General features: G+C 58.5%; 10 protein-coding genes. 6 read left to right on the top strand and 4 right to left on the bottom strand.

What is annotated here, in order from left to right; translation table 11 throughout:
- Positions 1-36: 36 nt before the first annotated feature.
- The 6 genes from IB212_RS19315 (at position 37) to gss (ending at position 7392) form a co-directional block, all read left to right on the top strand.
- Positions 37-1626, top strand: a complete 1590-nt coding sequence (locus tag IB212_RS19315; protein WP_045260792.1) for an ABC transporter substrate-binding protein — start codon at positions 37-39, stop codon at positions 1624-1626.
- A 44-nt stretch (positions 1627-1670) separates the two neighbouring features.
- Positions 1671-2624, top strand: a complete 954-nt coding sequence (locus IB212_RS19310) for an ABC transporter permease (protein WP_028014405.1) — start codon at positions 1671-1673, stop codon at positions 2622-2624.
- 4 nt (positions 2625-2628) lie between these two features.
- Entirely contained in the window at positions 2629-3474 is an 846-nt protein-coding gene (locus IB212_RS19305; RefSeq protein ID WP_188245708.1) for an ABC transporter permease, read from the top strand.
- Positions 3467-4444, top strand: a complete 978-nt coding sequence (locus tag IB212_RS19300) for an ABC transporter ATP-binding protein (RefSeq protein ID WP_188245707.1) — start codon at positions 3467-3469, stop codon at positions 4442-4444. The genes IB212_RS19305 and IB212_RS19300 overlap by 8 nt, the downstream gene beginning before the upstream one ends.
- A complete protein-coding gene (locus IB212_RS19295) occupies positions 4441-5412 on the top strand; it encodes an ABC transporter ATP-binding protein (protein WP_188245706.1) in 972 nt (323 codons plus the stop codon). The genes IB212_RS19300 and IB212_RS19295 overlap by 4 nt, the downstream gene beginning before the upstream one ends.
- 117 nt (positions 5413-5529) lie before the next feature.
- Complete coding sequence (gene gss / locus IB212_RS19290; RefSeq protein WP_188245705.1) at positions 5530-7392, top strand: bifunctional glutathionylspermidine amidase/synthase; 1863 nt, start codon at positions 5530-5532, stop codon at positions 7390-7392.
- Between the two features lie 54 nt (positions 7393-7446).
- Here gss and pgaD read toward each other — a convergent pair whose 3' ends face one another.
- Genes pgaD through pgaA form a run of 4 tightly spaced genes read right to left on the bottom strand, consistent with a single transcriptional unit; the run spans position 7447 to position 13586 of the window.
- Complete coding sequence (gene pgaD, locus IB212_RS19285) at positions 7447-7881, bottom strand: poly-beta-1,6-N-acetyl-D-glucosamine biosynthesis protein PgaD (RefSeq protein WP_045260787.1); 435 nt, start codon at positions 7879-7881, stop codon at positions 7447-7449.
- Positions 7878-9209 carry a poly-beta-1,6-N-acetyl-D-glucosamine synthase gene (gene pgaC / locus IB212_RS19280; protein ID WP_028014399.1) on the bottom strand — a complete coding sequence of 444 codons (1332 nt, stop codon included), beginning with the start codon at positions 9207-9209 and terminating at the stop codon, positions 7878-7880. Before pgaC ends, pgaD begins: the two co-directional genes overlap by 4 nt.
- Complete coding sequence (gene pgaB / locus IB212_RS19275) at positions 9202-11139, bottom strand: poly-beta-1,6-N-acetyl-D-glucosamine N-deacetylase PgaB (RefSeq protein WP_188245704.1); 1938 nt, start codon at positions 11137-11139, stop codon at positions 9202-9204. Before pgaB ends, pgaC begins: the two co-directional genes overlap by 8 nt.
- A gap of 8 nt (positions 11140-11147) precedes the next feature.
- A complete protein-coding gene (gene pgaA / locus IB212_RS19270; RefSeq protein ID WP_188245703.1) occupies positions 11148-13586 on the bottom strand; it encodes a poly-beta-1,6 N-acetyl-D-glucosamine export porin PgaA in 2439 nt (812 codons plus the stop codon).
- Positions 13587-13965: the final 379 nt, after the last annotated feature.

Genomic DNA, 13965 nt, shown 5'->3' with positions numbered 1-13965 from the left:
AGTAATAAACACTTTATAAGGCAAGGAGTTAGTGAGATGCGCAAGCTTCTGTTATCGGCAGTGGTCGTTTCGCTCGCGTTAGGCCTGGCGGGCTGTGATGATGCGAAAAATAAAGAGACAAATTCGGCCGCGGCGGCAAAAAGCGACGCGCCAAAAGAGGGCGGTTCGCTCATTATCGGGATTACCTCCGGCGACCCGTTAGCTGTTAATCCGCTCTACGCCAGCGACCGCACAACATTAACCATCATGCAGGCGCTTTATGCCCCGCTGTACAGCTTTAATAACGGCAACATTGAGTGGGGCCTGGCGGAAAGCCTGACGCCTTCTGCCGACAACCTGAGCTATACCCTGACGCTAAAACCCAACCTAAAATGGCAGGACGGCCAGCCGCTGACGGCGGACGACGTGGTCTTCACCTTCAATAAGCTGCTGGATGCCAAACAGCACAGCTTCTTCCGCAGCATGTTTACCTACGGCGGCAAGCCTGTTGAAGTGAGCAAGGTTGATGAGCGCACCGTTAAGTTCACCTTACCGCAGGTTAGCGCGGCCTTTACCGGCACCCTGGTGCAGATCTACCCGATCCCGCAGCACGTGTTCGCCGGTGAAGGCGACCTGGAAAAGAGCACCAAAAACGATGCGCCGGTCGGTTCCGGGCCGTTCAAATTTAAAGAGTATCGCGCCGGTCAGTATTACGCCCTTACGCGCTTCGACGATTACTGGAACGGCAAACCGAAGCTCGATTCCGTCACCTACCGTTTCGCCAAAGACAGCAACGCCGCCAACCTGGCGCTGCAAAACGGTGAAATCAACCTCAAGATGGTTGACCCGCAGGATGTGAACCGCCTGAAAAATACCGGGAAATTTGACTTCGTGGTCTATCCGGAAGGCCGTCTGGCCTATATGACGTTCAACCAGAACGTGGCGGTGATGAAGAGCAAAGCGCTGCGTCAGGCCATCGCGTACGCCATCAACAAAGACGAGCTAACCCAGACCGCGTTTACCTCGCTGGACTACGCTAAACCGGCAACCTCGTTCCTGACGCCAGATACGCTTTACAAGACGGATGACGTTGAACAGTACAAATTCGATCTGCAAAAAGCCAAAGACCTGCTGAAGACGTCCGGCGCGCCGGATAATCTCAAGCTACGCCTGGCGTATGTGAACACCAACAAAACCCAGGAGAGCATGGCGCTCTACATTCAGCAGGCGCTGAAGGGCATTGGGGTGAACGTGGAGCTGATGCCGCTGGACTCCAACGCCATGTCTCAGCGCAGTCTTGATATGAACAACACCGCGTGGGAACTGAACCTGGGCGGCTACATTATGGGAGCAGAGCCGGACGGTTACAAATCGCTATTCATGAGCAACGAAGCCTATAACTACGCGCACTACAAAAATCCGCAGTTTGATGCCCTGTGGGATAAAGGTGCCGTGGAAACCGACGCCGCGAAACGTGCCGATATCTACAAGCAAATTCAGCAGACCGTGGCGAACGAGATGACCTACTACCCGATCGCCTACACCAATGCGACCGTCGCCGTGGATAAACGCTTCGGCGGCACGAAGGAAGCGGAGCCGAAGCCGGTTTATCTGTTCCAGGATCTGTCAAAAATTTATCAAAAATAGGCTGTTGCCCCGGTCGTAAGATCGGGGCCTTTTAAGGGCACGTCGTGAACACACTCCTCACGCGTCGGCTGCTGCAGCTGCTGCCGATGCTTTTCTTTATTTCGCTGGTGGCGTTTTTGCTGGTCAAGCTCGCGCCCGGCGACCCCGTGGCCGCGTACATCACGCCGCGTATGGCGCCGGAAGATATTGAGCGAATTCGCCAGAGCCTGGGGCTGGATAAGCCGCTGGTCACGCAGTACGTCTTGTGGCTGAAAAGCGTCCTGCAGGGCGATCTCGGCTATTCGTTGATTTACCACCGCCCGGTGCTGGAGATGATCGGCGAACGCATTCCGGCCACGCTGGGGCTGATGGGGGCGTCGCTGCTGATGGCTATCGTGCTGGCGATCCCGCTGGGGCTGCTGGCGGGGGCATTTAAGCACCGCTGGCTGGATCACCTGTTGAACCTGTTTGCCTATATCGGCATCTCGGTACCGATTTTCTGGTTCGGCATTTTGCTCATCACCGTTTTTGCCGTGCAGCTTAACTGGTTCCCCAGCATGGGGATGCGCACCATCGGCATGGAAGATAATGCGCTGGATCTGCTGCGCCACGGCGTGCTGCCGTGTATTGCTCTCACGTTTTATAATCTTTCCAGCTACGTACGCTACATCCGCTCCAACACCATCTCGCAGCTCTCGGCCGACTACGTGCAGACCCAGCTGGCCTACGGCGCCACGCGTTCCAGCATTCTGTTCCGCCACGTGCTGAAAAACGTGCTGCTGCCGGTGATCACCCTGTTCGGATTGTCGTTCGGTGAGCTGATTGTGGGGGCCTATGTGACGGAAAGCGTCTTCTCCTGGCCGGGGATGGGGCTGCTCGGGATCCAGTCGATCGCCTCGCTGGACTACCCGCTGATTATGGCGATCATCATGCTCTCGTCGATAATGCTGATCGTCGGTAACCTGATCGCCGACGTGCTTTATCGCTTCGCCGATCCCCGCATTCGTACGCTGAGGTAACCGGATGAGCAGACGCTGGCAGCAGGTTCGTCACCAGCTGCGCCGCAACCGTCCGGCGCAGTTCTCCCTGTTTGTGCTTTTTATTTTCGTTGTCGCCGCGTTCTGTGCGGGGTTAAGTCCGTACGATCCAGATCGGATGGCGCTCGGCGCGCGCACGTTGCCGCCGGATGCCGCGCACTGGTTCGGCACCGACGAATACGGGCGCGACTACTTTACCCGCGCGCTGTACGGCGGCCAGATCTCCCTGATGGTCGGTTTTCTTGCCATGCTCTTTTCCACGCTTATCGGCACGGTGGTAGGAACGGTGAGCGGCTATTTTGGCGGCTGGCTGGATAACCTGATGATGCGCGCCGTGGATATCCTGATGGCCATTCCGGCCTTCTTCCTGCTGCTGGTGGTGAATGCTTACCTCAAGCCGGGCGTGGATAACATCATTCTGATTATCAGCCTGCTGACGTGGATGAACATGTCGCGTCTGGTGCGTGCTGAAACCCTATCGGTGAAAGAGCGCGAGTACGTGCTTTATGCCCGCGCGTCGGGAGCGCATCCGCTGCGTATTATCGTGCGCCACATCATTCCCGGCGTGCTGCCGACCATTATCGTGGCGGCCACGCTGAATATCGCCTCGGCCATTCTGATGGAGTCTACGCTCAGCTTCTTAGGGCTGGGCGTGCAGGCACCGGCGGCATCATGGGGAAGCATGCTTAACAACGCCCAGTCTTATATTGGCGAAGCGTCGTGGCTGGCGATGTTCCCCGGCATTCTGATCCTGCTGACGGTGTTCAGCTTTAACGTGCTGGGCGATGTGTTCCGTACCGCCTTTGAGCCGGGAGCAAATCGCGATGAGTAACTTATTAGCGCTTGAGAACCTGCAAACCACGTTCCGCACCCGCGAGGGCGAGGTTCACGCGGTGCGCGGCGTGAGCTTTCAGGTTCAGCCGGGGGAACTCGTCGGTATCGTCGGCGAGTCGGGCTGCGGGAAAAGCGTCACCTGTAAGTCGATTATCCAGCTTCTGGGGAGCAACGGACGGATAACCGGCGGCAGCATTCGCTTCCAGAATGAGGACCTGGCGCAGAAAACGCCCGCGCAGATGCGTGCCATTCGCGGCAACGAGATCGCGATGATTTTTCAGGATCCGATGACCGCCCTGAACCCGGTGCTGACCATCGGCAAGCAGATGGCTGAGATCCTGATGCGTAACAAAGGGCTGAGCAAAAAAGCGGCCAAAGCGGCGGCGATCGCCATGCTGGAACAGGTAGGCATTGCCGAGGCGGAACGCCGCTACGACCAGTATCCCCACGAGTTCAGCGGCGGGATGCGACAGCGGGTGATGATCGCCATTGCGCTCTCCTGCAGCCCGAAGCTGCTTATTGCCGACGAGCCGACCACCGCGCTGGACGTGACCATTCAGGCGCAGATCCTGCGCCTGCTGAAAAGCCTGCAACAGCAGACCCGAACCGCGATTCTGCTGATCACCCACGATCTCGGCGTGGTGGCGCAGGTCTGCAGCCGCGTGGTGGTGATGTACGGCGGGCTGGTGATGGAGGAGGGGAGCGTGGAGGACATTTTTTATCGTCCTGCGCATCCTTACACCCAGGGGCTGCTGGCCTCGCTGCCGCGCCCGGATGAGGTCAACCAACGTTTATCGCCCATCGAAGGCGCGCCGCCTGGCCTGCTTAACCCGCCCCCGGGCTGTCCATTTGCGGAACGCTGCTCGAAACGCATGCCCCAGTGTGAACGACAGCCCGCATTTTACACCACCGGAGAGGGCCATCGCGCCGCCTGCTGGCTATGGGCCGATAAGGAGATTCAGGCATGAGTGAACAACAGGCGCCATTAGTGAGCGTGCGCGAACTGCGCAAGCACTATCCGCTTAGCGGCGGTTTGCTGCGTAAAGGCGTGGCCGTGAAGGCGGTTGATGGCGTGAGCTTTGATATCCAGCCTGGCGAGACGTTTGGTCTGGTGGGGGAGTCCGGCTGCGGCAAATCCACCCTCGGGCGCGCCATCCTGCGCCTGTTCGATATCACTTCGGGCGAGATCCACTTTGCCGGACAGTCAATCGCCCATGCCCGTGAAAAAGAGCTCAAGCCGCTGCGTAAGCGGATGCAGGCGATTTTTCAGGATCCTTACTCCTCGCTCAACCCCGGTATGACGGTGCGACAGCTGGTGGCCGAACCGATGCAGATCCACGGCTACAGCCGCGAAGAACAGCGAGAACGGACGGAAACGCTGCTCTACAAAGTCGGGCTGAAGCACGAACACCTTGAACGGTTCCCGCATGAGTTCAGCGGCGGGCAGCGTCAGCGCATCAGTATTGCCCGCGCGTTGTCCGTGCATCCTGAATTTGTGCTGTGCGATGAGCCGCTCTCGGCGCTGGACGTATCGGTGCAGGCGCAGGTGGTGAATATTTTGCAGGACCTGCAGCAGGAGTTGGGGCTAACCTATCTGTTTATCGCCCACGATCTCTCCATGGTGCGCCATATCTCCAGCCGCATTGGGGTGATGTATCTCGGCAAACTGGTAGAGGTGGCCCCGGCGAATGAACTGTATCAGCGCCCGGCACACCCTTACACCCGCGCGCTGCTGGCGGCGGTTCCCCAGCCCGATCCGCGCATCCGCAATCTCGAAGACGCCACCCTGCGCGGCGACATTCCAGGCCCCACGTCCGCGCTGCCGGGCTGTAAGTTCTGCAGCCGCTGCCCGCACGCCATGCCGGTTTGTCAGACGCAGGAGCCTGCGATGCAGGAGATTGCGCCAGGGCATTTCGCGGCATGCTGGTTGTTTTAAATGTTATTCACGCGTCGCGCAGGTGTATGATAAACGCTCCTCTGTCAGGTTAATTACAACGTGCAGACGACGACAACCCTTCAAAAAATTGCCGCCTGCCTGTTTTAGGTTGGATACATGCGTAAAGGAAAGTTAAGCAGTGATGCGCCATTCGGGACATTGTTAGGCTATGCGCCCGGTGGCGTGGCGATTTACTCTTCAAATTACGGCAGTCTGGACCCGCGTAACTACCCGGAAGACGCGGACTTTCGCAGCTATATCGGCAACGAATACATGGGCCACAAGTGGCAGTGCGTTGAGTTTGCCCGCCGTTTCCTGTTCCTCAACTATGGCTTCGTGTTTACCGATGTCGGCATGGCGTGGGAAATCTTCTCCCTGCGCTTTTTGCGCCAGGTGGTGAACGATAACATTCTGCCCCTTCAGGCTTTTGCCAACGGCTCGAAGCGCGCGCCGCGCGCCGGGGCGCTGCTGATCTGGCAAAAAGGCGGCGAGTTTCACGAGACCGGCCACGTGGCGGTGATCACCCAGCTTCTGGACGATAAGGTGCGTATTGCGGAGCAGAACGTGATTCACTCCCCGCTGCCGCTCGGACAGCAGTGGACGCGCGAACTGCGTCTGACCGTGGAGAACGGCTGCTATACCCTTCATGACACCTTCAGCGATACCGAAATTCTCGGCTGGATGATCCAGACGGACGACACGGAGCACAGCATTCCCCAGCCTGAACCGGACGGAGAACTGCTGAAAATCAGCGGCGCGCGGCTAGAAAACAAACGTCAGTTCGACGGAAAATGGCTGAACGAAAATGACGCGCTGCAGCAGGCGTATATCCGAGCGAACGGCCATGTGATCAACAAAGATCCCTGCCAGTATTTCACCATCAAGGAAAGCGCCGAGCAGGAGCTGATCAAGGCCACCAACGAACTGCACCTGATGTACCTGCACGCGACGGACAAGGTGCTGAAAGACGACAATCTGCTGGCGCTTTTCGACATCCCGAAAATCCTCTGGCCGCGCCTGCGCCTCTCCTGGCAATGGCGTCGCCACCATATGATCACCGGTCGTATGGATTTCTGCATGGATGAGCGCGGCATTAAGGTTTACGAATACAACGCCGACTCCGCGTCCTGCCACACTGAAGGCGGGCTCATTCTCGAAGAGTGGGTGAAAAACGGCTATCGCGGCAGCGGGCATAACCCGGCAGAAGGGCTGCTTGAAGAGCTGACCGGCGCATGGAAGCACAGCCACGCGCGGCCGTTCGTTCACATCATGCAGGACAACGATGTCGAGGAGGACTACCACGCGCTCTTTATCCAGCGCTCGCTGATGCAGGCCGGGTTCGAGACCAAAATCCTGCACGGGCTGGAGGCGCTGAGCTGGGATGGCGCCGGACAGCTGATTGACGACGAAGGTCGTCACGTCAACTGCGTGTGGAAAACCTGGGCGTGGGAGACGGCGATAGAGCAGATCCGCGAGGTGAGCGAAACCGAATACGCCGCCGTGCCGATCCGCACCGGGCATCCTGAGGGCGAGGTACGCCTGATTGATGTTCTGCTGCGCCCGGAAGTGCTGGTCTTTGAACCGCTGTGGACCGTTATTCCCGGCAACAAGGCGATTCTTCCGGTACTGTGGCAGCTGTTCCCGAACCACCGTTACCTGCTCGACACCGATTTTGAGGTGAACGACCTGCTGAAGCAGACCGGATACGCCGTCAAGCCGATTGCCGGACGCTGCGGCAGCAATATCGATCTCATCAGCGCCCAGGACGAACTGCTGGATAAATCCAGCGGCAAGTTTGTTGACCGCAAAAATATCTACCAGCAGCTGTGGTGCCTGCCAAACGTCGACGGCAAGTACATTCAGGTCTGTACCTTTACCGTGGGCGGAAATTACGGCGGGACCTGCCTGCGCGGCGATGACTCGCTGGTGGTGAAAAAAGAGAGCGATATCGAGCCGCTGATTGTACTGAAGGATAAGTAACGTGAATCTGCGCTAAAAAAGCCCCCGCAGGGTATTCTCTGTGGGAGCTTTTTGTTACTGCGCTTCCTCGTCCTGCTGCGCGCTGGTTTTCAATTCGATGATGCGTCCAATCTGGTCATGATAAACCGTCAGCAGGTTGTGCTGGCTCATCTCCGAGATGAGCTGCGGTGAGACGTTAAAGCTGCGGGCAAGTTCGTCATGATGCAACAAGCCCGGCTGACGTCGTCTTACGTTCGCACGGCGGCGGTTGTACTGATACCACAAAATCAGCAGCCAGCCGTTGAGCGCGGCGAACAGCAAATAGATCAACACCGTATTAAAGGAGGCAATAATCACGCTCCACCGGTGGTCGCTCTCCTCGGTTAACTGCATCCACAGCCTGGCATACAGGAAGAACAGAAACCCGCCCCACGCCACCACGGTTAACGCGGCATCAAAAAGTCGTGGCAGCAACCGATGTTCAGTCAAAATTAAGGTATTTTCATTCATTGAAGGCTTCCTTTTCCCCTGTCCGGACTGATCCAGCGCGCGCGGGCGCGCTGACGTTTAAGCATGACTTTTGGAAATGCGACGAGGGTGGTGAACAGACCAATCATCCAGTAGACCATCGGGAACCAAATCACCCAGAAAAGCGAGCTGGCCACCTTGCGCTCATAGCGCCGCTCGATGTACAAGCTGACCAGGAACTGCAGCAGGCACATCACGCCCAGCAGCAGCCCGGTAAATGCCGGGGGAAACAGGGTTTCAACGGTCAGCCTGGCGGGAATGGGCGCGACGTGGCTGATGATGTACAGCAGCACCGTTATCGCATACGCGAAGGCCCACAGCGTTGACAGCGCGTACTCCAGAAACAGGGGCCACATGCGGTGATGCTCCCAGCGCACCATCTTGCGCAGGTTCACCAGAAATACCTCCGCGCCGCCCTGTGCCCAGCGCAGACGCTGCTTCCACAGGCCCTTCAGCGTCTCCGGCATCAGGATCCAGCACAGCGCCCGCGGCTCGAAAAAGATATCCCAGTGGCGCAGCTGGAGCTTCCAGCTGATGTCGATGTCTTCGGTGATCATGTCCGGGCTCCAGTACCCCACGTCCGCCAGCGCCTGCCGACGAAAGGCGGCGATGACGCCGGAGACGGTAAAGACCCGGCCATAGATCCGCTGCGTCCGCTTGATGAGCCCAATGATGGACGAAAACTCGCCAACCTGAATGCGGCCAATCAGCGTGGAGCGCGTGCGAATGCGCGGGTTCCCGGTAACCGCCCCGACGTGGGGATACTGAATCAGCGGCGCGACCAGATAGGCCGCGGTGTCGCGGTCGAGCAGGGCGTCGCCGTCAATACAGACCAGCAGATCGCCCCGGGCCGCCGCCGCCCCGGCTTTGAGCGCCACCGCTTTTCCCTGATTCTCCGCGAGGTTAATCACCCGCAGGCGCGGCTGCTCCAGCGCCAGCTGCTGCAGCACCTGCGCGGTGTTATCAGACGAGCCGTCGTTGATGGCGATCACTTCAATATTCTCGTATCGCTGAGCCAGCGCGGCGCTGATGGTCTCTCTGGCGTTTCTTTCCTCATTGAAGCAGGGGATCAGAATTGAGATGAGCGGCTCGCCGGCGAGCGTCGGGGCGGGCGTGTCTTTATCCCACGACCAGCGGCGTTCAAGCTGAAACCAGAAATAGAGGCCGCCGGTGACCCAGAGCACGGACATAAACAGCGGCCAGAAGAAGACAAAATCCAGAATCAGCTCGCCGGTAAAGAGGGCGGCTACCCCTAACGGCAGCCCGAATACCAGACACAAAATTGAAAAGGCGATTATGCGATCAGTCATTGTCAGGGTACCAGTAGGAAGAAAAGACGGGCCTGATGCGCGAGATATCAGGCTGGTTATTGATGAAATCGTCAGGGTAGTAGCCGTAGTTTTTGATGCCGTTCAGCTGGAGGACGCGCATCCACGCCGCAAGCTGACTGTCGGAGACGGCGCGCTGCGGCTTCTGCTCCCAGTCTCTGGCCTGCAGCTCGAAAATGGTTTTATCCAGCGCGCCGGGCCGCGCGGCGACGGCCTTGATCAAACGCGTCAGCCAGGCATTGCTCTCGTTCGCCGGAACGGACTCCATCAGCGGCATTGCCATGGGCACCGTCCAGTCATAGGCCGCCAGAAAATCATCGAGATTCTGCGCAAACCACGCTTCGCTTTCGGGCTGCAGAATGGGAAGGACGAACATATTGCGCGCGGTTTTTATCTGCGGGCCGCGGATGTGCTTCACCGCCTGGCTCAGAGCGCGGGTAAATCCGGTAAGCCTCCGGCTTTTCTGGCGCGTCGTGTCCTGCCCGGCAGCGTCAACGTCCGTCAGTACCGCATCGTCATGGAACAGGATCCCGTTGAAGCTGGCATGGCGGGCCAGATCTTCATAGATTTCCGTCACCTGCAGGCGAACCTGCGGGTCCCACGGTGAAAGCCTGATGTAGGGCTCATTGGCCTCGCGCAGCTGGCCGGTTCGATCGTCCCGGCGCTGCACGCGCGGCAGGGCAGGATCGAGATCGAACGAGAGCACCGGCATCCACGCGTAGACCTTCACCCCCGCGCGGGTTTGCAGCTGCCAGGATACGAAGTTAAAGAGATCGGCCCGGACCGGAAGCCGGCGGTTGGGGAAATAGAGCGCCCTGATCCTGCCATCGCCCTGCGGGTCGGCAAACGCCTGCAGGAAGACGTGGCTGATTTTCATGTCGTAGACCCGCTGGATCAGCCTGTTGATGTTTTGGGTCTGCTGAGCCGGATCGGGATCGTAAACGTAGTCGAGATCGACGTGCATCACGCGCACGGGATCGTGCTCCTGAACCCGGCTGACCGAACTGGCAAACGCTTTGAGCGAGGGGTTGCCGGCGATCAGCAAACGGGGAATGCTACCGAGATTGCGCACGTCACCCAGTCCGTCCTCCAGGGTAAAGGCCAGCCGGTAGCCCTGTTGCCTGGCGATGGCGAGCGACGTACCGCTGGCGGCACCGTAAGGCCAGACCCAGGCGCGCGGCGCTTTGCCCGTCACCTGCGCGATTTTCTCCGTCACCTTGCGGACGTCATCGCCGATCCGCTGGCTGAACTGCTGGTCAGTTTCATAGCGCCCCGTCGCTTTATCATAAAAGCGGTTGGCGATGGCCGGTTCCCGGCTGCCCTGCGGATTGGCGACGATGCCGTAATGCGAGGCCCAGGTATGCGATCCGATCTCAACCAGCGGAGACTGGCTGAGCTCGCGCACCATGTCCCAGGTCGCGAAGCGATCCCGGGGCGTCATCAGACCGCCAAAGTTCACCTTCTGGTTTGCTGGCGTATCCACCCAGCTGCCCACCGGCGCCCAGAGCGCAGGCACGTTCCACGCCTTAAGCAGCGGCCAGACGCGGGTGTAGAAGCTGCTGTAGCCGTCGTCAAAGCTGAGCAGAACGGCTTTCGGCGGCAGCGATTTTTTGCCGTCATGCGCGTCCAGAATGTCCTGCACGCTGATGGCGTGATAGCCGTTGTGCAGAAGCCAGCTAATCTGCTCGTTTAGCGCGCTGGTGCGCACGGAGAGGTAGCGCTGATCGGCGGCATCGTCTTCGACGTCGTGGTAGGCCAGCACCAGAAACTGGTTCTGCGGCCAGGGTTTGCTCGCCTCCGGCTGCGGCCGCTCGCTGGGCGCAACGAACGAGATCGCCTGCGCCCAGACGCTCGCGCTGAGGCAGAGCCAGCCGATGAGGATCAGGCTCACGGAAAAACGTGTGTTCAGCATATTCATCCTTAAAAGCGTAAAGTCGCATCAAGCGTGACGGAGAGGTTGCTCTCGCGTTTGCCGTCGTAAGGGCGTTTATCCCAGTTCAGCATCACGCCGGTATCAATGACGTTATTCCACTGGACACGTTGCCCGTAGCCCAGCAGGGCGATGGCGCCAACGGACTGGTTTTTCTGCCAGTAGCTGCCGCCTCCCGCCACCAACTGCTGGCTCCAGAGGGTGTCGTAATGGCGGTACATCTCATGGTCCACGGACAGGGCGGCCGTCACGGACAGATCCCGCGCCGGGTTGTAATAGAGCGTGTCCCGAAGGCTGTTTTTACTGGCGGCGATCCCCGGTTCAAGATCCAGCGTCAGGGTCGGGGTCTGCCAGAGACGCTCCTTACCCGTAAGGGTGTATTCCTGTCGGCGATTATGGTCTGAGAAGCGGCTGACGGCGGCGCTGAACTGGTACTCACGGCGCTCGTTTTGATACCAGCGGATCCCGCCTTCACCCCGGTTAGCGCTAATCCCGTTGCGTAATGCCCGTAGCGGCGCGGTGCGGGATAAGCGTTCAAGGCTGCCGCTGACCTGCCAGTTATCATTTAGAAAGTACGTGGTTGAGAGGCGAGCACCCGGCTTGTTTTCACCGTGATAGCGGTTGCTGGATACCTCGGCTTCGAGCTGAAGGTCGCGAGGACGCCACTCGACGCCGCCCAGGAGGTGACGGCTGGTGCCTTTGCCTTCATCGAAATTACCTTGCGCATAGCGGGTACCCGCAAACAGCCGCCAGCTATCCGCTACCGGTGGACCATAGAGCGTGGCATCCCCGTTCAGGTCGTGCGTCCCGCTGATGGGGTTATCGGAGTGCAAGCCCTTGCTCGCGTTAAGGCGCAGCTCGGACATGTGATGCACCGTTCTGAGCCTGTCCAGACGCCTGGCGCTGCGAGCAACGGGCGCGCGGGCAAGCACGTCGTCGGCCAGTAAATCCATCTGTCGCCATTCCTGCAGATCCATGGCGACGTATGCCTGCTGCTGTTCCAGCTCCAGATTAGATGGCTCCAGCGCCTCCGCCCTTTTTAACGTTTGCTCGGCCGCGCGCGGCTGGCCCCGCGCCTGAAGCAGAGTGGCATAGTCAATCTGCAGCCCCTGATTGCCCGGCGCCGTTGTGGCCAGACGGTGCGCCAGCTTATCCGCATCCGGCAGGGCGTTGGTTGAGAGCAAATAGTTAAATTTGAGCGACTGCCCGGTAAGCCACCGATCGTTGGGCTGCGGAGTGGGCGAGCCGAAATCGTAGCGGGTCCACGGAACGCTGCGGGTCTGGCGCTCTACGTACTGGCGAGCGGCCTGATACTGCCCCGTGTCCAGCCAGGCGTAGAAAAGCGCATGCTCCTCGTCCTGCGGATCGGCGGCGTAGTGCGGATAGCGTTGCAGCAGCGAGAAGGCGGCAGTGGCGTTTTTCTCTTGCAGATACGCGGAGATCGCCCAGCCGATGGCCCAGCCCGGCACCGGATGCTGCGCCTCCGTCAGCGACTGATATTCACGGATGACCTGCGGGTAATCGCCATGCGCGTACAGCGCACCCAGCCTGTCGATACGGGCGAGGATGATGTCTTCCGCTGCCTGCGGTTCGTGTTGCCAGCGTGAGAGCAGGGCGTCGTAACGATTCAGTGCCGTTTGCGCCAGCTGCAGGCGCTCCTTTTCCGTTCTGCCAGGCACGTCGGCAAGGCGAACCCATTCTGCGGCGGCATTAAGCTCCAGACGGCGGCGCTGCGCGGGGGTCAGCTTTACCCTTTGTGACAGCATCAGCGCGGGAGTACTCACCCGGTTATCCGTTAGCGCGTCAGTCAGCTCGCTAAGGAGCGCGTTATTCTCCGGCGCGAGGGTCAGCGCACGCGTGTCCGCTAAAAGCCGATCCCAGCTTTTTCCCTGGCGTAACCAGACGTACGAAAGCGTCTGAAGATGCGCCGGAGAGGGATCCTCCGTCACCAGCTGGCGGGCTTCCTGCAGAGCGAGCGTATCCATGCGGGCATCGGCCAGGGTTTTGATATAACCGATACGATAATCGTCATTATGTGGCGCAAGGCTACGCGCCTCTTTCCACAGTGATAAGGCAGGCTGCCACGCTTTTTGATCTCTTCTGGCCTGCGCGACAGCCGCAACGCCGCGAGCGGGCAGCGGCATATAAATGCCATAGCGCTGCCAGAGCTGAATCACCTCGTCATTACGACCAGCCCACGCAGCCACCTGTAACCAGTCCGCCACTTGCTCGGGCGTCAGAGCATGCTGTTGCTGATACCGCTGAAGATAATTGAGAAACGGCGTGTAATTACCGTTACGTGCCTGTTGAATCTGTTGCTCATAAACGGATTCCGTTGCCTGAACGAGAACAGGAAACAGAAATAGCAGAAACAATAATCCTGGGGCGCGATAAAAGAATAACGTATTGAAGCGAAGCGATCTTTCCATATCTATTTGCCATTTGTTTATCATGAATCCATTGCATAACACGGCCGCCTTTTAACTCTGCGTTAAAGGCCATAAATGAGAACATTAAATCTGAATGCAGTAACGTTATGGGGTACTTACTTTAAGGTAATTATGGAACCTCCTCTTTGGAAACTGGGTGGAAGGTAATGTACACCTGATATGTTGCCGGATAAATATGGTGAAAAGCAGAGGGGTAGTTTTGGGATAATTCTGGAATGAGATGTCTTTTGTGATTATTTTGAATTGAGTGTGTATTTGTAACTATTTGATATTAATGTAATTTATTTAAGTGTTTTTGAGTTTGTTTATATTCCCGGCGAGGTTTTATTGTAGCAATTAAAGTACTTTCTGGTGCATG

The sequence above is a fragment of the Enterobacter sp. E12 genome (genome assembly GCF_014596715.2).
In the GTDB taxonomy this organism is placed as follows: Bacteria; Pseudomonadota; Gammaproteobacteria; order Enterobacterales; family Enterobacteriaceae; genus Enterobacter; species Enterobacter bugandensis.
Note: the sequence above shows the minus strand (reverse complement) of the source record. Positions and strands in the feature narration are given on the sequence as shown.